This is a genomic window from Listeria immobilis, assembly GCF_014322845.1.
In the GTDB taxonomy this organism is placed as follows: domain Bacteria; phylum Bacillota; class Bacilli; order Lactobacillales; family Listeriaceae; genus Listeria; species Listeria immobilis.
On the sequence record NZ_JAASUA010000003.1, the window covers coordinates 126,292 to 146,163 of the forward strand.

Here is a 19,872-nt window from a genome sequence, read left to right on the forward strand (position 1 = left end):
ACCCAATAAAAAAACGAAAACCCTTTACATAGTGTAGGATTTTCGTTTTTCTTTTAGCTTATTTTAAATCTATTACATGTTCTGCGAGATTAATGCCCGTTCCAGCAGCAACACGCTCTGCAAATTCAGGCTCCACTTGATAAAAATTACGCAGGTTGCGAATCTTAATATCTTCACGAACGCTTTCCCAGTCATCCACAATGTTTTTCACAAGTGCCGCACGTTCTGCATCTGAATAACGATTCCAAACTTCTTTCGCATGTCCAAAGTTATTTGGTTTTTCAGCAGCAAGGCGACCAGAAATATCACCGCGAATTTCTTGCTCAGGTTCGATAAATGCTGGATTTTCTTTTGGTTCAGTCTCACAACTATTAGGCTCATAATTAATCGAGCTTGTTTGTTGTTTAAATGGCATATAACCATCACGTTGATTGTTAGCAACCGTTGATTTCGGGCTGTTAATTGGAAGTTGCAAATAGTTTGGTCCAACGCGATGTCTTTGCGTATCAGAGTAAGAGAACAATCGCCCTTGAAGCAAACGGTCCTCAGAAGGTAGCATTCCAGGCACAAGCACACCTGGGTTAAAGCCAACAGACTCTGTTTCGGCAAAAATATTATCCGGATTACGATTTAAGGTCATCGTTCCGACTAATTCGTATGGAAATACATCCTCAAACCAATCTTTGGTTGCATCAAGTGGGTTGAAATCATAGTTATCCAGATCTTTTGGATCAAGAACTTGCACATATAAGTCCCACTCAGGATAGTCCCCATTTTCAATCGCTTCATATAAATCACGACTAGCATGATTAAACTCTTTTGCTTGAATTTGTGCCGCTTGCTCGGTTGAAAGGTTAACAATTCCAGCTTTTGGAACCCAGCGAAGTTTTACATAAACTGTCTTCCCTTCTGCATTAATCCATTTAAAAGCATGCACACTGGAACCACGAATTTCACGATAAGAAGCCGGTGTTCCTTCATCACTAAACAAATAAGCAATCATCGTCGTCGCTTCGGGAGTTAAACTAAAGAAATCCCAATAACGATTCCCGTCTTGAATATTCGTACGTGGATCTGGCTTCAAAGAATGAATTACATCCGGAAACTTAATCGCATCACGAATAAAGAATACTGGCAAATTGTTTCCCACAAAATCATAATTTCCTTCTTGCGTATAAAACTTAACAGAAAAACCACGTGGATCACGTAAAGTCTCTGGTGAATGCAGTCCATGAATAACTGTTGAAAAACGTGCAAAAACTTCTGTCTCGGTTCCCTCTTCTTGTAAAAATTGCGCTTTTGTATATTTTTTCATGCTCTTTTTCGTAACAAATTTTCCGTGCGCTCCTGCACCACGAGCATGTACAACGCGTTCTGGAACACGCTCTCTATCAAAATGCGCCAACTTCTCAATCAGCATATAATCTTCTAGTAATGTTGGTCCTTTTAATCCCGCTGTCATCGAATTTTGGTTGTCCCCAATTGGTACTCCTTGATTCGTTGTTAAATTCTTTTTATCTGGCATATGTATAAACCTCCAATAAAATAGTTTGATCATTTTTATTTATAATTATTATTAAATGATACTATTTATATTCTAAAGAAGGTTTTCTCAAACTTCAACTAAAAGGCTTTAAAAAAACAATCCTTCCGTTACCTAAAATAAAAGATAACGAATGGATTGCTTTTTTAGTTTTCTTCAGCCTTCACTAAAATCTTTTTCACTTTTCTTTCAAAATCTCGACGCGGAATCATCACACTATGTCCGCAGCCTTCACATTTAATTCGAATGTCCATTCCCATGCGGATAATTTTAAAACGATTCGTTCCACAAGGATGAGATTTTTTCATTTCTACAACATCATTTAAATCGAAATGCTTTTTTTCCATAAACATCACAACCTATTCATCATCAAACTGAATATCTAGAATTTCTAAAATACGATCTAAGTCATCATCAGATAAAAACTCAATTTCAATTTTACCTTTTTTATCGCGACGTTTAATAGATACAGCAGTTCCAAATTTTTCGCGTAATTGACTTTCACTTTCACGAATAAAGATAGGAACACGAGCTGGTTTTAATGTTTCACGTGAAACATTTTCGTTTAAGTTTGCTACAACCTCTTCTAACTGCCGTACTGTTAAGCCTTGTGTAATAGTCTTTTGGGCTGTTGGAACAATATTTTTCTTAAGTTTTAGCCCTAACAACACACGACCATGTCCAGCTGATAATGAGCCATCTCGAAGCATCTCTTGAACTTCTTCCGGTAGCGTTAAAAGGCGGACAAAGTTAGCAATATATGGTCTGCTCTTACCAAGACGTTCTGCTAATTTAGCTTGCGTTAATCCCAATTTTTTCATTAGGAATTGATATGATTCAGCTTCCTCTAAAGGAGATAAATCTTCCCGTTGTAAGTTTTCAATTACAGAAAGCTCCATCATTTCTTCTTCTGTTAAATCACGGACAACTGCCGGAATTTCTTTTAATTTGGCTTCTTTTGCTGCTCGGAATCTACGTTCACCTACAACAATTTCATATCCCTTAGCAGCATTCCTTAAGATGATTGGTTGTAATATCCCATGAACTTTAATTGAATCGCGTAATTCATTGATTGCTTTTGTATCAAAAATTTTACGCGGTTGATATGGGTTTGGTTTAATTTCTTTTATAGCAATATTTTGAACGGTTTCTTCATTTGTATCAACATTATTAAATAGCGCATTGATTCCCTTACCTAGACCCTTAGCCATGTGCAACCACTTCCTTTGCTAATTCTAAATAAACTTCTGCACCTTTTGATTTTGCATCATACAGCAAAATTGGTTTACCGTGACTAGGCGCTTCACTTAAACGTACATTACGTGGAATAATCGTGTTAAACACTTTGTTTTGGAAGTATTTTTTCACTTCTCCAATTACTTGTATACCTAGGTTTGTTCTTGCATCAAGCATTGTTAGTAAGACACCTTCAATTTGCAAATCCTCATTAAGATGTTTTTGAACAATTCTTATTGTGTTTAAAAGCTGGCTTAAACCCTCCAGCGCATAGTACTCACATTGAACAGGAATTAATACGGAATCTGCTGCTGTTAAAGCATTTAGTGTCAAAAGCCCAAGCGATGGCGGACAATCAATAATGACATAATCATAGTCGTCACGAATTGAGTCGATTGCTTTTTTCAATCTAATTTCACGTGAAATTGCTGGAACAAGCTCTACTTCAGCGCCTGCAAGCTGAATGGTTGCCGGAATTACATTTAAATTGTCCAAATCTGTTTTTTGTAACACATCTTGAATGGCTACATCGTCAACAAGGACATCATAAATACAATGTTCTATTTCACCTTTATTTACACCAACCCCACTGGATGCATTTCCTTGTGGATCAATATCTACTAGTAATACTTTCTTGCCTAAAAAAGCTAGGCTAGAACTTAAATTAACGGATGATGTTGTTTTACCAACTCCACCTTTTTGGTTCGCTAGTGCAATCACTTTGCTCAATCTTTTTCACCAACCCTTATTTTGTACCGAAATTTCCGGTTCTTTTATCTTCTATTCTACCAAAAGATTTTCATTTAGTCTTACAAAAAGTAAAAATAAATTTAAATTCGTGTTTTCAGAGCAAAAAAAGCGTGAAAATATTATTTTTTATTTTAAAATGTTTCACGTGAAACATTTTAAAATAAAAAAAAGCAACCAACCTAAGCTGATTACTTCTCTAAACTCAATCGACTGAAAAAGTTGTCTTAACGCCTAGAACCGTACAAACTTTCTGATACATTCTAAGAGTTAAATCGGGATCTCCAGCTTCTAAACGACCAATAATTACTGGTGATAGATCGGATTTTAAAGCTAAATCCAATTGCGACCATTTCTTTTCCATTCTTTTGGCAAATATATATTTACCTATACTTGCTGAAAAACTTTCTAAGTAATGAGCAATTCCTTCGTTTTCTAATGCTTGTTTTTTAAGGGTTTCAAATTGATAATCTGAATTACCAATACTTGTTTCTACATCAATCCGTCGTAAGAAAACACGTTTGGCTTCTTCTCGATAAGAGCCCATTTGATCAGTGAACGGGTTTTTATCTTTAAAATAACCTTTAACAAAACAATAATAAGTTTCATCTCCACTAAAGGCAGTGAAGTAAATTAAACGGCTATTTTTATCTTTAAAATGTGCCTTCATTTCTTGGATTGGTTGATCTACCGTTGTTTCGATACGAGTTGTTTGTAGTGAATAGGCTTGACTTTTGCCAATAATTAAATGTACATCAGGGAGAATTTGCTTTCCAGTACTAAGCTTTCTTGTTTCTGCTGTTTCGAGTTGTAGTAGGCCTTGGAATACTAAGGTGGCCATTAGTGGTTCTTCTACAATTAAATTTTGTAAAAAATCATACGCTTGGAACTCATTTTGTTCGTCTTTCACAAAAATGATTTTTGCCATTCGTTTCGTGATTCCACTCCTACTTGAGCGAATCACTCCCTCCTTTACAACTTTACCTAATTCTATTGTACTTTTTTCTGCTCAAAATTGCACTTATTTTCTCTAATCTTTCTAAAATACATAACAATTACTCTTTTAAATATAAATCAACTCAAAATGAGTCGCTTTTTTAAATAAAAAAGAGCCACTTACTTGTGCGGCTCTTCCTGAATAAAAGTCTTAATTAATCTTTTAAAATGCGCCTTTACTTTTTCGGTTGTTTCCACCACTTCTTGATGATTTAATGTTTCTTGCATTCCCGCTGCTAAATTGGTAATGCAGGAAATACCCGCAATCCTTAAGCCGCAATGGTTGGCAACGATAGTTTCACTAACAGTAGACATCCCAACCGCATCTGCGCCCATCAACCGAGCCATACGTATTTCTGCTGGTGTTTCATAAGATGGTCCTGAGAAGCCCATATAAGTGCCTTCTTGAAGTTTGATTTCAAGCTTTTGAGCAATACGCTGCAAGCTATGTTGGTACGCTTGATCATAAGCTCTACTCATATCTGGAAAACGTGGTCCCGCTCCGTAGTTAGGGCCAATAAGAGGATTTGTGCCAGTGAAGTTAATTTGATCGGAAATTAGCATTAACTCTCCCTGTTTAAACTGCTCATTAACTCCCCCAGCTGCATTAGTTAGTATAACTGAATGTGCCCCTAACTTTTTCATCAGTCGGATTGGCATGGTTACTTCTTCCATCGAGTAGCCTTCATAGTAATGAAACCTTCCTTGCATACCAAGAACCCATTTTCCCATTAATTTTCCATATACGAGTCTTCCTTTATGTCCTTCTACAGTAGAAATTGGAAAGCCCGGAATAGTATGGTAATCAAAGTAAGCTGCATCCTCTATTTCATCTGCAAGTTCTCCAAGACCCGATCCTAAAACGAGACCAAAATCCAACGCTTGAATGCCGTGTTTTTTTAGAAAAGTGACTGCTTCTTTCATTGTTTCTCCTTTCCTAATCAAATGAAGTAATTTTTTCCTTTAGTAATTGTTTTTCCTCGTCCGTAGCAAATGAGGCTTCCAAGGCATCTAAGGTGATTTTTTGAATGACTTCTGTTGTTACTTGTAATGTTTGCCATTCTTTCGTTAAAGTGGTTCTCGATACGCTACGGTTATCTGTATTAATAGAAAGAGAGATCCCCGCATTATAAAACGCTTGAAATGGGTATTCGTCCATTGTGGAAATAGCTTTTGTTTGTAAATTACTAGTTGGACACATTTCGATATGAATTTGATGCTGGATGCAAGTAGCCATTAAATCTTGATGTCCTCGCATGCTAGTTCCATGACCGATACGCTTTGCTCCAAAAACAATTGAATCACGAATATTTGCAGCCGAACCACATTCACCAGCATGAATGGTTAAATTAACTGCTTTTTCTTTTGCATAATCAAACCATTCAAGGTACATCTTTGGCGGATACGCAGCTTCATCACCAGCTAAATCAACGCCTACAACACCAATTTTTCGATAAGAAACTGCATAATCAATAACACGTTTATTTGTTTCTAAATCATGCCCTCGCATAGCGCAAAGAATCATATTACTGTGTACACCATAATCCAAGTACCCTTGTTTCAGGCCGGATGCAACACTCTGAATTATTTCCTGCTCACTTAACCCTTCTAACTTAAATAACATTGGTGAAAAGCGTACTTCGATATAAATTATATTTTCATCTGCCGCCTGCGCAATTAAGTCATAGGCGGCGATTTTTAACGCTTCTTCATTTTGCAAAAATGGCATTACCGTCTCAAAACATTTTAAATAACTGGCTAAACTCTGACAATTTGCTGCAACGTGCAGATTTCTGCTAACTTCTTCGTCCGGCGGTAGCTTCTTACCAGCAATTTTTGCTAATTTTTTTAAAGTTGCTAGCGAAATGGAACCATCCAAATGCGAATGTAGCTCTATTTTTGGAAGACGTTTGATTGTTTGAAAGGTCATTTTAGCATCATTCTAGTGGGCATGCCGGTTTGAGCACCTTTTGACTTCACAGAAAGAGCACTTGCTTTCACGGCCCATTTTACCGCTTGATCAAAGCTTCCTTCTAATAAGGTTGCTGCAAAAACACCTGCGAACGTATCCCCCGCACCTGTTGAGTCAACTGCTTCTACCTTCTCAGCTGGAACATTTACTTGAATGCCATTAGCAAAGTAACTCACACCTTCTGCACCTTTTGATAGGATGATTTTCTGCGGATTCTTTTCAAGCAGTTCTTTCTCTGTAGTACGCAATTTACGCGCTATATCACTGAATTCCATTTCATTCGGTGTGATATACGTTGCTTTTTCAAACATTTCTGCTGAAAATAACTCAGAAGGTGCAGGGTCTAAGATGGTAGTAATTTCGTTCTCCACGCAATAAGTTAGTGCATCTAAAATGATTTCTTTAGGTAATTCCAATTGGAGCAAAACAATATCCGCATCACTAAAAATGGAAGAAAAGTCAGTTACTGTAAATTGATGATTAGCTCCCGGGACGTAAATAATTGAATTATCCCCGTCTATAATGGTAATTACAGCCGCTCCAGTTGAAGCCTCCACCTCTTTTAAAAAGTTCGTTTGAATTCCTTCATTTTTAAAATTAGCTAAAATTTGTTTTCCCGCTTCATCATTTCCAACAGCTCCAACGAAAGCAACATCCCCGCCAAAACGCTTAGCTGCAACTGCTTGGTTTGCACCTTTTCCACCAAAATATTTTTGGAATTCTATGCCTTTAATTGTTTCGCCTTTTTGCGGCTGATGCTCTGTTTCCACGACATAGTCAATGGAACAGCTCCCCAAAACAACTATTCTACTCATGCTATCTTCCTCTCGCATAAAATTTATGCTCTATTTGTTTTAATTGCCTCAATCATTTCATTTATATCTAAAATTTGATTTCCTATCCCAAGTTGTTTAGCAACTCGACTGATATATGGTTGTTTTAAATTTGCTTTTTCTAAAATATCAAAATCCCAAAACACTTTACGCCTTGAGGAATCAAGTAATTTCTGTTTATTTGCCATAACAATAACTCGTTCAAAATTACTTACGACAAACTCCATATCATGAGTAATGGTAATAATGATTTTATTTTCCTTTTGCAACTCAGAAATAATCTTTCCTAGTCTAAGCATTGATGGATAATCTTGTCCTGCAGTTGGCTCATCGAGAATGATAACGTCTGGATTCATCGCGATAACCGCAGCAATCGTTATAAATTTCCGAATTGAAAAAGGTAAATTATAAGGATGTTCTTCTAAATATGGCTTAAGCCCAGTTAATTCCACTGCTTTATTTACGTTTTCTTGTACTTGTTTCTCTGAAAGTTTAAGATTTTTTGGTCCAAACTGAATTTCACTTAGCACATCACTATGAAAAATTTGATCATCTGGATTTTGAAAAACATAGCCAACTTTTCTTGATATTTTCGCCGTTGTATAATCTTTTGTATCCCAACCATCCACTACAATTTTTCCAGAAGTAGGTCGAAGCAAGCCATTCATAAGTTTCACAGTCGTTGTTTTTCCTGCGCCATTTTGGCCAACGATTGCAACAGCCTCGCCCTTTTCAAAAGACATGCTAACATTTTCTACTGCACTAAAACCACCTGGGTATGAAAATGAGACTTGATCTAACTGTAAATAACTCAAAATGTCTTAACCTCCCCTAAAAGTGCTTGAAGTTGTTTCACGGCCGCGTCTTCTGTTAACGGAATTTCTTCTAACGGAATCCCCGTCTTCATAAGTTCTAAACCTAAAATCGCAAATTGAGGAATAACTCCACCATATTCAATGACTTGTTCTTTAGATAATATAGCTTGTTTTTCCCCCATCATTTTAATTTCGCCATCTTGCAACAAAATGATTTCGTCCGCATATTCAGCAACAAGTTCAATCTTATGCTCTACTAAAATAATCGTGGAACCCAAGTCTTTCATCATTTTAATAATTTTAAATACATCTTCTGTTCCTTGAGGGTCTAACTGAGATGTAGGTTCATCAATAATTAGAATTTCTGGTTCCATCACAATAATGGATGCTAGAGAAATTCGCTGTTTTTGCCCTCCAGAAAGGAAGTTAGGGTTTTTATCACGTAAAAAATCAATTTCCAATAAATCCATAATCGCATTTACTTTTTCTCGGATTAGCTCTTCTGGCATCCCTAAATTTTCAAGCCCAAAAGCAATTTCTTCAAAAACAGTTTCCTTAGAACCACTGATTTGTGTAAATGGATTTTGGAAAACATAGCCAATTTTTTGCGACAAATCGCTTAACGTCCATTCTTCTAATCGTTTTCCAAAAACTACTACTTCCCCTACTAATTGTCCGTGATAGAAATGCGGAATAAATCCTCGAAGCAAATTGCACAAGGTTGTTTTTCCCGCATCATTACTTCCAATTAAGGCATAGAATTTACCTTTTTCAATGGATAAGTTAATATTTTGCAAGACTTCTTTATGACCAATAGGATATTTGTAAGAAACGTTTTCTAAAGTTATTACATTCATAGTATAAGACCCCTCACAGCTAAGAGTATAATCAAGATAATGAAAATAGTAGAAATCCAGTAATCTTTCTTTGATTTTTTAATGGAATAAATATTGGTTTTCTTTACTTTTGCGGAAAAAGCTCTAGATTCTAGTGTTAACACCCGTTCTTCTGATGATTCTACGGATGAAAGTACTAATGGTCCTAATATTGGTAAAAATGATTTCGCGCGTATAAGCAGGCTTCCTTCTGTTTCAATTCCTCGTGATCTTTGCGCGTCCATAATTGTTTTAGAGAGTTCTTTCATTTGAGGTGTAATTTGGAGTGTCGACATGATAACATAGGTTACTTTTTTTGGCATGCCCATTTTTTCTAATGAGTAAATAAAGTCCTTTGTTTTCGTAATACGGAAAAATAAGATGATAATGGAGCTAATAGCAACAATTTTGGAAGTTAATACGAGACTATATACAATCCCCTCCATATTCACCGTGAAAATCCACCAGCTGAAAAGCACTGTAGTTCCTGGATAGAATAGCCCTTGAATAACAAAAATAAAGATGATAATTGTAAAAATAGCTTTCATAAATAAGCTAAAAAATTCGCCACCCTTACCTGCAAGCATCGCAATTAGTAAACACACGGGAAAAATAGCATATTGATATAAATAACCCGGAATAAACATGCTAGATATTATTACAAAAGCAACAACCCACAGTTTGGTCGTTGGATAGAGACTAAGAATAAATCGCTTCATATCACAAACTCCTTTTTTATACGATTTTTGTAGTATTTAACTCTTGTTTTTTAATATATGGCATTCCGTAATTTTGCTTCGATAGATAACGAGCCGACATTTTTTTTACAATCAGCCATGCAATCAGCAAGTTTACAACCGAATTAATACTTCCAATTATGAGTGTTTGTGAGAATACTGCTGTCCAAATTTGCTCCCCAGTAGATAGTAATGTTGCTGTAATTAAGTCAATGGATGACCCTGTAACACCGCCAAACAAAATAACTTGAACGGGTGCAGAGGTAATGGATGAAACAATAGTCACAATAACAGAGGAAATTAGTAACAAGATTATATTGTTAAACATTTTAACTCTTGAAAGCATCCCGACAGTCCAACCAACTGACATTGAAACCAGTGCAAAAGGGATTGCAACAGGATTGAGCATGCCATTTACTAAGCTCCCCAGTCCCCCAGTGACAAGCCCAACCCAAGGACCAGCAATCATACTAACCAGTGCGGTACCCATTAAATCTAAAAACACAGGTAATTTTAAAATAGAAGACAATTGGTACCCAACAACATTAATTGCCACTCCAATCGGTATTAACAAAATCGACAGTAACGAAAAATCATATTTCATTCCGCGCTTCATTTAAAAACCTCCATATAATTTATTTTCCTTTTAGTAAAACCCCTAGTAATAGTTCATTAAAACGTTCACTGTCCACATCTAAACATAAATCCACATTGCCAGATTCATCATAAGTAGCAACAGTTTGACCGGTCGGATGTCTGTGGTCATATTCCACTTCAATTGTTACTTTTTCAGTCTTCACTAAACTTCTATCAAGAAGCAGTGATACGGTAAGAGGATCGTGCATTAATGTAAAATCTTCTTCAATAAAGTCAAACCATCTATCTAACATTTTAACAAGCGCATCATTTAATGGTAATGCCGATGCTTTTAGTTGGTCCCGCTCTGATTTGGTGAATTTCACTTTCATTGTTACGTCCAGACCAACCATAGTAATTTTGGCTTGACTGCGAAAAACTAACGAGGCTGCTTCTGGGTCTGATTTAATATTATGTTCGATTTGGCGTATCTTTAATCCGTTATCACCAAGTCTTGTTACACCACCCATTAAAATAATTTCTTTTACATTTTCTGCTACTTTTGGTTCACGAATAATTGCGGCTGCTATATTTGTTAGCGGTCCAATTGGGATAAGGGTAATTTCATGTGGATTATCCATAATAGTTCTAATAATGAAGTCAACACCATGCTCTGCCTCCACTTCAAGCGTCTCATAATCTTCTAAAACACCATCCCCTTCATGCCCAGCCATCCAAACTTCTCGGTTGTGTAGAAGCGGTAGTTCAATCCCAGGATAAACTTTTACTTCTTCAGCATCTCCAAGCGTTAATAATTTTTTTGCTAGTTTTGCTCTTAGAAGGGTATCGCCATATACGGTTGTTACTCCCTCGATGTAAATTTCATCCGACTTCATCGCAAGTGCAAGTGCCATTGCATCATCAATATCACTGCCTACATCTGTATCAATAATTACTCTATTTGGACTCATTTTTTTAAACTACCTCCTAATTTATTAAAACGTTTTAACAAAACGGTAAAGCCATATTTGTGAGCGCTGTCATTTTTTAAAGCATAAATTAAAACGTTTTAAAAGTCAACCGCTTCTTTTTAGTTTTCTTCTAGTCTAACACTCGATCTTTCAACCAAAGTAACTGGTGCTACATAATTTTCTACAGCCTTATTATTATTTTGAATCCGCCAAACTAAATTTTCCACAGCAACCTTGCCAATTTCCTCGATGGGTTGTTGAATGGTTGTTAGCTTAGGTGTTAAGTATTGTGCTGTTGTAATATCGTCAAATCCTAACACTGAAATATCGCTTGGAATCACTTTGCCGAGCTCATTAGCCGCTTCATAAACGCCTATTGCCATTAAGTCATTGCAAACAAATATTGCCGAAATATCTTTTTTACAGATGGCCATACCTTCTTCATAACCACTTTCAACAGTCAACGTCCCATTTTCTGAATAAATGGGTGTTAATTGATGCTTTCTCATTGTTTCTAAATATCCTCGACCACGTTCAGAGATATTTACAAACTTTTCCGCTCCACTTAAACAAGCAATTTTAGTGTGCCCTTTCGCAATTAAATGCTCTGTTGCAATCACTCCACCAGCATAATCATCCACAAAAACACCATTATTTACCACTCTACTAGGTCGATCCATTAAAATATATGGCACATTTGATTTTCCTAGTTGCTGTATTGTTGCTTCAGTTAAGTTTTCAGCACTAGCAAAAATGATTCCTTCAATCGAACGGTATAGCATTTCATTAATATATTTTTGTTCGCGTTCTAAATCGTATGCGCTATTGCATAGAAATAGTAAATAACCCGCCTCATTAAGCGCGTTTTCAATACTATTGGCTAATTTAGAGAAGAACGGATTGGAAACATCAGGAACAATTAAACCAATTGTATTACTTTTAACACTATTTAAGTTTTTAGCAAAATAATTAGGTTGATAGTTTAGTTTTTCAATGGCTTCATTTACTTTTTTGACCGTTTTCGGGCTAAATAATTCTGCCTTTCCATTGATAATTAATGAAATGGTCGCAATGGAAACCCCCGCTTCTTTTGCGATGTCTTTTATTGTCGTCTTCACACTCTCTCCTCCTTCCTTTTTATATTAAATAGGTAGAAAAACCCGCTTAAATAGGCGGGTTAACTGGTTGCGCTTATTTTTTCGTTTCTTTTGCAATTTGATACCAACTATAGATTTTCACTATCGCAAAGAAGGTATATGCAAAAGCGATAAGAAACGCTCCATAATTAATAAATAAAATATTAATGGCACTTCCCCAACCGGATTCTTCTGCGACAGCAACTGCTCGGGTATAAGGACTGGTGAAAAAATACGTAATATATAATGGGTTAAAACTTAGGATGGCACTAGTGACTGCTATTACAAACGATGGAAGTACCATTAAGCAACTAATAACCCCAATTACATGTCCAATTATCTTCAAAAACCTCACTATTACACCTCTTTACTTCTTTTTAGGGATTTGAATGGTAATTTGATAAAAATCATCTGTTTCTTCTTCTTTAAAATCTAGTTCCATTCCGTTATCTTTAACCATCGTAACAGATTGCTTAATTGTATTCATAGCAATCCGCACATCACGACTGATAGCTTGGCGTTTCGGCTTGGTTTTTTTAGTTGCAACTGGTTTCTTCGCGACTAATAATTCCTGAATTCGTGCTTCAGTTTGTTTAACGTTCCAGTGGTTTTCTTCTATTTCTGCTAAAAGAGATATTTGTTGCTCTTCTGTCTCTAAAGCTAGTAATGAACGCGCATGACGTTCTGAAATCTGTTTATTAAGTACTGCTTTTTGAACAGCTTCTGGTAGTTTTAAGAGTCGCATTTTATTAGCAATGGCAGATTGGCTTTTCCCAACACGCTGCGCAAGTGCTTCCTGTGTCACATCTTGCATATCTAGCAAACTCCGGTACGCTTTTGCTTCTTCAATAGGTGTAAGTTCTTCTCGCTGCAAGTTTTCAATTAAGGCAATCGCAGCTACTTCTTCATCATCTAAATTTTGAATAATTGCTGGGATTTTCTCCATCTCTAAAGATAGGACAGCTCGAAAACGGCGCTCTCCTGCAATGATTTCGTAATAATCCGGCTCCATCTCTCTAACCACAATAGGCTGAATTACCCCATGAATTCGGATAGTTCGAGCAAGTTCATCAATTTTCTCTTGATTAAACACCGTCCGTGGTTGAAATTGGTTTGGGAAAATTTTGTCCATAGGAAGTTCTTGTACGCGTTGTACTCCTTCTTCTACTATATCATCCATTTGATTATTCTTATCTTTTTTTCCAAATAAACGTGAAAAAGGCATCTGGGTCCTTCCTTTCCGGAAAATCTTGGGCGCTAAGTAAGTAAATCCTTCTATCCACAAGTCTCATTAACTATTTTAGCAGAAATGGCACAGAAAAACACGTTAATTCTGTCGTTCAATAAAAAAATAGATGGTGCTGTTAAAGTTACACAGTCCCATCTATTTTCCTAATTGCTGTTAATGAAATTCATCGGTTACTGTATTGGTTGGCAAAATATCTTTTACTTTTGCTAACAGCCCTACTTATGAGAGTTTTTGATAAATTTCCGCATGATATTGCCCCATTTGTTCTACATTAATTATGTCAGCAAGGATTTACTTTGTTAGATCAATTAGTTCTATCTTTTTGGATTTCATTTGTAAAACGGGTGGTTATTTCCTGTGGCCGAGTTATTGCACCGCCAACAACGACGGCATAACAACCTAAAGCAAGAACTTGTCTGGCTTTACTGGGCGAGTCGATTTTTCCTTCTGCAATCACCGGGCGATTTGTACTTTTCAACACTTCTTTCAAATGAGAAAAGTCGTGGTCGCTGATATTTTTATTCGCTGTTTCCTTGGTGTAGCCATAAAGTGTGGTGCCAATTAAGTCAAAACCGAGGGAGTCAGCGTAATAAACGTCTTCCATACTACCTGTATCTGCCATGAAAAGTACATCTGGAAACTCTTTTCGAATGGTGCTTAAAATTTCTTTGAGGTCTTCATTATGTGGTCTTTTTCTAGTTGTCGCATCCATTGCAACAATTTCTACTCCTGTTTCACATATTTCTCTGGCTTCTTTTAAGGTTGGTGTAATAAACACGTTTGAATCATCATAATCTTTTTTGTAAATACCAATAATTGGGACATCTACCTCGCTTTGGATTGCTTGAATATCTTTTGCTGTATTTGCTCGGATGCCAACAGCCCCACCTTGAACTGCGGCCAGAGCCATTTTCGACATAATAAATGCACTATGAAGTGGTTCCTCTTGTAAAGCTTGGCAGGAAACCACTAACCCGCCTTTTATTTTTTCCATTGCTGAATTCCTCACTGATACTCCCCCTCTATACTGTATTCCAGTGTAAAGTATGTGTTTTCAAGCAGACTATATCACAAGAAAATGATTTTATCAATGCAGCTTATTTGAAACTAACTTTAAAAAATGACGTTGCTATTAAAAATAAAAAAGTCCTCTCATTTGAAAGGACTTGCTTCATTATTCGATTGGTAATTTGTTGGGTGTTCCTGGTTTACGTGGATATTTATTGGGTGTTTCTTTTGTTTTATTAATGACATAGATGTTTCGTTCGCTTTCTTCTACTGGTAATAGGAAGGAGAAATGATCCACCACTTTTCCACCAAAAAGTTTAATAGCTTTTTCGGCTGTTTGTAGCTCTTGTTCGGCTTGGGCTGCTTTCATTACTAGGAAGGAGCCATCTTTTTTAACAAGCGGCATACAAAGTTCGGATAATACGCTCATCCTTGCCACGGCACGAGCAGTTACGAGGTCATACTTTTCACGATGCGCTTTGTTTTGCCCGAATGTTTCAGCGCGGTCATGATAAAAATGAACATCTGATAGCCTTAATTTTTCTGCTAGCGCATCTAGGAAAGTCATGCGTTTTTTCAAGGAGTCAACGATGCTTACTTTTAGATGTGGATAGCAGATTTTAATTGGGATGCTTGGAAAACCAGCGCCAGCCCCAACATCACAAATAGTTTCAAAGTTAGTAAAATCCACATAAAACGTGGCCGAAATCGAATCATAGAAATGCTTTAAATATACTTCTTCTTCGTCGGTAATTGCTGTTAAATTCATTTTTTCGTTCCACTCTACTAACATTTTAAAGTAGTCATGGAATTGTTTCATTTGCATATCGCTGAGTTCTATTCCTTTTTCAGCAAGCGCCATTTTGAACTGCTCTGGATTCATGTTTTTTCCTCACTTTACTTTCGCGAATTAATAGAGTCTCATTTCTATTGTCTTTATAAAGTATAAATTTTTTCTCCTTAATTATCAACCGCTTCATCTCTAACATTTATCCAACTTGCCTGTAATTTCTTTAAAGTTTTCTTTTGCTTGAGTCACCCATTTCCCTTTTGCTGTTGTAGAAATCCCGTCGACATAGCTTATGCAGTTACTTTTTATATCTGCTAATTGGTCTTTTTTCATCATTTTCTTACGAGTCTCTGATGTCGTATGACCAATTGTCGGGTCTCCAATACCGTAACTTATTGGTACATAATCTTTTCTGTCTATGAAATTAAATAGTTTATCTAAGTCTGCAATAGCATTCTCTAGTATTCATGAATACTAGAGAATGCCCATAAACATATACTTAAGCATCTGGGTAAAGTTTCTGCGGATGGATTGAAACACTGAGATTATCCATATTTGGTGCCATAGAACCTTTGTAAAGGATAGTGAGTTTTTTCACTTGGTTTCTTGCGGTGAGTGGAGCTGTGGGCGGTGTATATTTATCTGTGATAATGAAAGATTGTTCGCTGGTGGGTTTGTTGGTTATTTGGGATATGACACCAATTGTCTTCTTGCTTTTCCCTATTCCCACTGAATCCAACTCATTATATGAATTCTATTGCTGCTTAGCTATATTCAACATTTTTCAACTTTTCCCCTTCAAAAACTTTTCTCGCTATTTAAGCAAAAAGAAAAACCGCATCATTTATAAAAGGGTTAAAACTTTCATGAATGATGTGGTTTATTGGTGTTGAATTATGTCATTTGCTCACTTTCGCAATTTTCCCTTGTTCAATATAGACTAGTAATATCGAAATATCAGCTGGGTTGACTCCGCTAATACGGCTAGCTTGGGCAATGGATAGTGGCTCGATTTTCTTCAATTTTTCTAATGCTTCGGTTGCTAATCCGCTAATCGCATCATAGTCGATGTTTTCTGGGATTTTTTTGTCTTCCATGCGCTTCATTTTTTCTACTTGAAGCTTGGATTTTTGGATATAGCCTTCGTATTTTATTTGAATTTCTACTTGTTCGGCGATTTCATCAGTCACAAATGTTTCACGTGAAACAATTTGGGCGATTTTGTCGTAGGTTATTTCGGGACGACGGAGTAAATCGGCTGCTAAAATACCATCTTTAAGCTCGCCTGAACCGATTTCTTTTAGCATTGCTTGTACTTCAGCAGTTGGTTTAATACGTGTTTTTTGTAGTCGTTCTTTTTCTGCTTCAATGGCACTTTGTTTAGCTAAAAAGCGTTCATAACGTTCGTCGCTAATTAGACCGATTTCATGTCCAATTTCTGTTAAACGTAAATCAGCATTATCGTGACGTAGTAGCAGGCGATATTCGGCACGAGATGTAAGCAAACGATAAGGTTCGTCTGTTCCTTTAGTTACTAAATCATCAATTAAAACGCCAATATAAGCTTGATCGCGACCGAGGATAACAGGTTCTTTTTCAAAGACTTTGCGTGCGGCATTGATTCCTGCCATTAGCCCTTGTCCGGCTGCTTCTTCATAACCACTTGTACCATTAATTTGTCCGGCTGTAAAAAGTCCTTCAACTAATTTAGTTTCAAGCGATGGCCATAATTGATCAGGCATAACAGCATCATATTCGATTGCATACCCAACACGCATCATTTCTACATTTTCAAGACCAGGAATAGTTCTTAACATTTCACGTTGTACTTCTTCCGGCAAACTGGTGGAAAGACCTTGGACATATACTTCTTCTGTATTTTTGCCTTCTGGTTCAAGGAAGATTTGGTGTCTTGGTTTATCACTGAAACGAACAATTTTATCTTCAATTGATGGGCAATATCTTGCGCCAGTTCCTTTTTTCGTAGCTGTAAACATAGGTGAACGATGCAAATTCGCTTGGATTATTTCGTGGGTAGTTTCGTTTGTATAGGTTAACCAACATGGTAATTGATCTAACATCATTTCGACCGTATCAAAGCTAAATGCTCGCGGATGATCGTCACCTGGTTGTTCTTCCGTTTTTGAGTAATCAATTGTACTTGATTTTACTCGTGGTGGCGTACCTGTTTTAAAACGACGTAATTCAAAACCTAGTTCTTCCAAATGCTCTGATAGTTTGACAGATGGTTGTTGGTTATTTGGACCACTTGAATAGCGCAGTTCGCCGACAATAATCTCGCCACGTGAAAAGGTTCCTGTAGTAATAACGACTGTTTTCGCGTAATAAATGGCACCACTATTTGTAATAACGCCTTTACAAACGCCATCTTCCATGACTAAACGGTCAACAAGTCCTTGGCGCAAAGTAATGTTTTCTTCTTTTTCAATTGTATGTTTCATTTCATGCTGGTAATCCCATTTATCTGCTTGAGCACGTAACGCACGAACAGCAGGTCCTTTACCTGTATTTAGCATCCGCATTTGAATGTAAGTTTTATCTGTATTACGTCCCATTTCTCCGCCAAGTGCATCAATTTCGCGCACAACGACGCCTTTTGCTGGGCCTCCGACAGAAGGATTACACGGCATAAAAGCGACCATGTCTAAATTTATTGTTAACATCAACGTTTTGGCTCCCATTCGGCCACTGGCAAGACCTGCTTCTACACCCGCATGTCCTGCACCAACAACGATAACATCAAAAGTTCCTGCATCATAGGTTTGCATTTTATAAAAACATCTCCTAAAAAATCATTTTCCAAGGCAAAATTGATTAAATAACTGATCCAGTAGTTCATCCTGAACAGAATCACCGGTAATTTCACCTAGTAAATCCCATGCACGAGTCATATCAATCTGGACAATATCAACTGGCATACCAAGCTGAATCCCTGTTGTAACAGCATTTAACGCTTCTAGTGCTTGATGAAGGAGCGCAATATGTCGAACGTTTGATACATAGGTTGCATCACCGGCATCTATATCACCAGCAAAAAATAGTGTTTTAATTGCTTCTTCTAAAGCCTCTAAACCTTCATCATTTACTAGAGAAGTTGAGACAATCGGGTTTTCCCCGGCAAGTTCACGCACTTTATTTATATCAAGCTTTGTTTCCAAATCGGTTTTATTTAAAACAACAACATAGTTATGACCTGCTGCCGCTTCAAATAATGCTTCATCTTCCACTGTTAGCTCTTCATTTTGGTTTAATACTAAAAGGATAAAATCAGCATCCGCCAGCGCTTTTCTTGAACGTTCTACGCCAATTTTTTCGACTATATCTTCTGTTTCACGGATTCCGGCTGTATCAATTAATCGTAAGGGAACGCCACGAACATTGACATATTCTTCTATAATATCTCTTGTCGTTCCAGCGATATCTGTAACAATCGCTTTTTCTTCTTGAATTAGCTGGTTAAGCAAGGACGATTTTCCAACATTTGGTCGACCAATAATAGCTGTTGCTAGACCTTCGCGAAGAATTTTCCCCTGGCTAGCAGTTTGCAAAAGTTGCTCGACGGAAGCGCGCACTAGCTCTGTTTTCTCTAATAACATTCGCTGAGTCATTTCCTCTACGTCATCGTACTCAGGATAGTCAATATTTACTTCGACTTGCGCTAATGCATCTAAAATTTCTTGGCGCAAATTACGAATTAGCCTTGATAAGTTGCCATCCATTTGCCTAATTGCAACACCCATCGCACGATCAGTCTTAGCACGAATTAAATCCATCACTGCTTCTGCTTGAGATAAATCAATTCTTCCATTTAGGAAAGCGCGTTTTGTAAATTCACCCGGTTCTGCTAAATTAGCACCATTTCGCAGTAATAGTTGTAGCACTCGATTAACCGAGACAATGCCGCCATGTGCATTTATCTCAACTACATCCTCACGTGTAAAGGTTCGCGGGGCACGCATTACTGTGACCATTACTTCCTCAATCACTTCGCCATCTTCTTTTATATGACCGTAGTGAATTGTGTGGCTCTCGGCTTCACTTAAGCTATTTTTGGCATAAAAAATACGATCCGCTATCTGAATCGCCTCTGGACCGCTTAATCTAATAATAGCAATGGCCCCTTCTCCCGGCGGTGTTGAGATTGCAGCAATTGTATCAAATTCCATTCTTTACTCATCCTTTCTCATTAGAATTCCAGCTCAAATAAGCCTCATCCTACTTTGAATAAATTTTGGCACATGATTTTGTGCATTATCAACAACTTACGCTCCGCTTTGACCAAAGCAATTAAATTGTTAGTATTTGGAAGGTTATCCATAGACTTTATACACATATCCACAGAAAAACCAATAATAAAATTTCATCCC

20 protein-coding genes and 2 pseudogenes are annotated in these 19,872 nt (G+C 37.0%); all 22 read right to left on the reverse strand.

Annotation, left to right across the window (positions count from 1 at the left end; all coding sequences use genetic code 11):
- Nucleotides 1–58: 58 nt before the first annotated feature.
- The 22 genes and pseudogenes from HCJ45_RS05405 to mnmE all read right to left on the reverse strand — a co-directional run bounded on the left by HCJ45_RS05405 (nt 59) and on the right by mnmE (nt 19,671).
- Complete coding sequence (locus HCJ45_RS05405) at nt 59–1,525, reverse strand: catalase (RefSeq protein WP_185380407.1); 1,467 nt, start codon at nt 1,523–1,525, stop codon at nt 59–61.
- A gap of 164 nt (nt 1,526–1,689) precedes the next feature.
- A complete protein-coding gene (locus HCJ45_RS05410; RefSeq protein ID WP_185344215.1) occupies nt 1,690–1,896 on the reverse strand; it encodes a DUF951 domain-containing protein in 207 nt (68 codons plus the stop codon).
- Nucleotides 1,897–1,902: 6 nt separating this feature from the next.
- A complete protein-coding gene (locus HCJ45_RS05415) occupies nt 1,903–2,754 on the reverse strand; it encodes a ParB/RepB/Spo0J family partition protein (RefSeq protein WP_185380408.1) in 852 nt (283 codons plus the stop codon).
- The gene (locus tag HCJ45_RS05420; protein ID WP_185344219.1) at nt 2,747–3,508 is read right to left on the reverse strand and encodes a ParA family protein; all 762 of its coding nucleotides are present in this window, start codon (nt 3,506–3,508) and stop codon (nt 2,747–2,749) included. The genes HCJ45_RS05415 and HCJ45_RS05420 overlap by 8 nt, the downstream gene beginning before the upstream one ends.
- A gap of 223 nt (nt 3,509–3,731) precedes the next feature.
- Nucleotides 3,732–4,454: a helix-turn-helix domain-containing protein gene (locus HCJ45_RS05425; protein ID WP_221636075.1), complete on the reverse strand. Its 723-nt coding sequence runs from the start codon at nt 4,452–4,454 to the stop codon at nt 3,732–3,734.
- 188 nt (nt 4,455–4,642) lie between these two features.
- Nucleotides 4,643–5,446: a purine-nucleoside phosphorylase gene (locus HCJ45_RS05430; protein WP_185380409.1), complete on the reverse strand. Its 804-nt coding sequence runs from the start codon at nt 5,444–5,446 to the stop codon at nt 4,643–4,645.
- A gap of 13 nt (nt 5,447–5,459) precedes the next feature.
- Nucleotides 5,460–6,452, reverse strand: a complete 993-nt coding sequence (gene add, locus HCJ45_RS05435; protein WP_185380410.1) for an adenosine deaminase — start codon at nt 6,450–6,452, stop codon at nt 5,460–5,462.
- A complete protein-coding gene (locus HCJ45_RS05440; RefSeq protein ID WP_185344227.1) occupies nt 6,449–7,309 on the reverse strand; it encodes a ribokinase in 861 nt (286 codons plus the stop codon). The genes add and HCJ45_RS05440 overlap by 4 nt, the downstream gene beginning before the upstream one ends.
- A 23-nt stretch (nt 7,310–7,332) precedes the next feature.
- Nucleotides 7,333–8,142, reverse strand: a complete 810-nt coding sequence (locus HCJ45_RS05445) for an energy-coupling factor ABC transporter ATP-binding protein (RefSeq protein ID WP_185380411.1) — start codon at nt 8,140–8,142, stop codon at nt 7,333–7,335.
- Entirely contained in the window at nt 8,139–8,999 is an 861-nt protein-coding gene (locus HCJ45_RS05450; RefSeq protein WP_185380412.1) for an energy-coupling factor ABC transporter ATP-binding protein, read from the reverse strand. Before HCJ45_RS05450 ends, HCJ45_RS05445 begins: the two co-directional genes overlap by 4 nt.
- A complete protein-coding gene (locus tag HCJ45_RS05455; RefSeq protein ID WP_185344233.1) occupies nt 8,996–9,736 on the reverse strand; it encodes an energy-coupling factor transporter transmembrane component T in 741 nt (246 codons plus the stop codon). The genes HCJ45_RS05450 and HCJ45_RS05455 overlap by 4 nt, the downstream gene beginning before the upstream one ends.
- A 16-nt stretch (nt 9,737–9,752) precedes the next feature.
- Nucleotides 9,753–10,370: an ECF transporter S component gene (locus HCJ45_RS05460; RefSeq protein WP_185344236.1), complete on the reverse strand. Its 618-nt coding sequence runs from the start codon at nt 10,368–10,370 to the stop codon at nt 9,753–9,755.
- Nucleotides 10,371–10,389: 19 nt separating this feature from the next.
- Nucleotides 10,390–11,301, reverse strand: coding sequence for a nucleoside hydrolase (locus HCJ45_RS05465; RefSeq protein WP_185344238.1), 912 nt, complete (start codon nt 11,299–11,301; stop codon nt 10,390–10,392).
- 119 nt (nt 11,302–11,420) lie between these two features.
- Nucleotides 11,421–12,419, reverse strand: a complete 999-nt coding sequence (locus HCJ45_RS05470) for a LacI family DNA-binding transcriptional regulator (protein WP_185344240.1) — start codon at nt 12,417–12,419, stop codon at nt 11,421–11,423.
- Nucleotides 12,420–12,492: 73 nt separating this feature from the next.
- Nucleotides 12,493–12,792: a hypothetical protein gene (locus HCJ45_RS05475; protein WP_185344242.1), complete on the reverse strand. Its 300-nt coding sequence runs from the start codon at nt 12,790–12,792 to the stop codon at nt 12,493–12,495.
- A 12-nt stretch (nt 12,793–12,804) separates the two neighbouring features.
- Nucleotides 12,805–13,662 (reverse strand): nucleoid occlusion protein, encoded by an 858-nt coding sequence (gene noc / locus HCJ45_RS05480; protein WP_185344244.1) that lies wholly within the window; start codon nt 13,660–13,662, stop codon nt 12,805–12,807.
- A 328-nt stretch (nt 13,663–13,990) separates the two neighbouring features.
- The gene (locus HCJ45_RS05485; RefSeq protein ID WP_185380413.1) at nt 13,991–14,695 is read right to left on the reverse strand and encodes an N-acetylmannosamine-6-phosphate 2-epimerase; all 705 of its coding nucleotides are present in this window, start codon (nt 14,693–14,695) and stop codon (nt 13,991–13,993) included.
- A 165-nt stretch (nt 14,696–14,860) separates the two neighbouring features.
- A complete protein-coding gene (rsmG, locus tag HCJ45_RS05490; RefSeq protein WP_185344248.1) occupies nt 14,861–15,577 on the reverse strand; it encodes a 16S rRNA (guanine(527)-N(7))-methyltransferase RsmG in 717 nt (238 codons plus the stop codon).
- Between the two features lie 99 nt (nt 15,578–15,676).
- Nucleotides 15,677–15,847 (reverse strand): annotated as a pseudogene (locus tag HCJ45_RS05495) (hypothetical protein); the annotation flags it as partial.
- A pseudogene (locus tag HCJ45_RS14960) lies at nt 15,821–16,265 on the reverse strand (hypothetical protein); the annotation flags it as partial. The pseudogenes HCJ45_RS14960 and HCJ45_RS05495, both read right to left, overlap by 27 nt.
- 118 nt (nt 16,266–16,383) lie before the next feature.
- On the reverse strand, nt 16,384–18,273 hold the full coding sequence (gene mnmG / locus HCJ45_RS05500) for a tRNA uridine-5-carboxymethylaminomethyl(34) synthesis enzyme MnmG (protein WP_185344252.1): 1,890 nt from the start codon (nt 18,271–18,273) through the stop codon (nt 16,384–16,386).
- Nucleotides 18,274–18,297: 24 nt separating this feature from the next.
- On the reverse strand, nt 18,298–19,671 hold the full coding sequence (gene mnmE, locus HCJ45_RS05505) for a tRNA uridine-5-carboxymethylaminomethyl(34) synthesis GTPase MnmE (protein WP_185344254.1): 1,374 nt from the start codon (nt 19,669–19,671) through the stop codon (nt 18,298–18,300).
- Between the last annotated feature and the right edge of the window lie 201 nt (nt 19,672–19,872).

Excerpts from the sequence above, each read along its gene's own strand:
- HCJ45_RS05455 (WP_185344233.1), bottom strand. The coding sequence starts at position 9,736 with ATGAAGCGATTTATTCTTAGTCTCTATCCAACGACCAAACTGTGGGTT.
- HCJ45_RS05405 (WP_185380407.1), bottom strand. The coding sequence starts at position 1,525 with ATGCCAGATAAAAAGAATTTAACAACGAATCAAGGAGTACCAATTGGG.
- HCJ45_RS05410 (WP_185344215.1), bottom strand. The coding sequence starts at position 1,896 with ATGTTTATGGAAAAAAAGCATTTCGATTTAAATGATGTTGTAGAAATG.
- HCJ45_RS05430 (WP_185380409.1), bottom strand. The coding sequence starts at position 5,446 with ATGAAAGAAGCAGTCACTTTTCTAAAAAAACACGGCATTCAAGCGTTG.
- HCJ45_RS05440 (WP_185344227.1), bottom strand. The coding sequence starts at position 7,309 with ATGAGTAGAATAGTTGTTTTGGGGAGCTGTTCCATTGACTATGTCGTG.
- rsmG (WP_185344248.1), bottom strand. The coding sequence starts at position 15,577 with ATGAATCCAGAGCAGTTCAAAATGGCGCTTGCTGAAAAAGGAATAGAA.
- HCJ45_RS05425 (WP_221636075.1), bottom strand. The coding sequence starts at position 4,454 with ATGGCAAAAATCATTTTTGTGAAAGACGAACAAAATGAGTTCCAAGCG.
- HCJ45_RS05415 (WP_185380408.1), bottom strand. The coding sequence starts at position 2,754 with ATGGCTAAGGGTCTAGGTAAGGGAATCAATGCGCTATTTAATAATGTT.
- mnmE (WP_185344254.1), bottom strand. The coding sequence starts at position 19,671 with ATGGAATTTGATACAATTGCTGCAATCTCAACACCGCCGGGAGAAGGG.
- noc (WP_185344244.1), bottom strand. The coding sequence starts at position 13,662 with ATGCCTTTTTCACGTTTATTTGGAAAAAAAGATAAGAATAATCAAATG.
- HCJ45_RS05450 (WP_185380412.1), bottom strand. The coding sequence starts at position 8,999 with ATGAATGTAATAACTTTAGAAAACGTTTCTTACAAATATCCTATTGGT.
- HCJ45_RS05465 (WP_185344238.1), bottom strand. The coding sequence starts at position 11,301 with ATGAGTCCAAATAGAGTAATTATTGATACAGATGTAGGCAGTGATATT.
- add (WP_185380410.1), bottom strand. The coding sequence starts at position 6,452 with ATGACCTTTCAAACAATCAAACGTCTTCCAAAAATAGAGCTACATTCG.
- mnmG (WP_185344252.1), bottom strand. The coding sequence starts at position 18,273 with ATGCAAACCTATGATGCAGGAACTTTTGATGTTATCGTTGTTGGTGCA.
- HCJ45_RS05460 (WP_185344236.1), bottom strand. The coding sequence starts at position 10,370 with ATGAAGCGCGGAATGAAATATGATTTTTCGTTACTGTCGATTTTGTTA.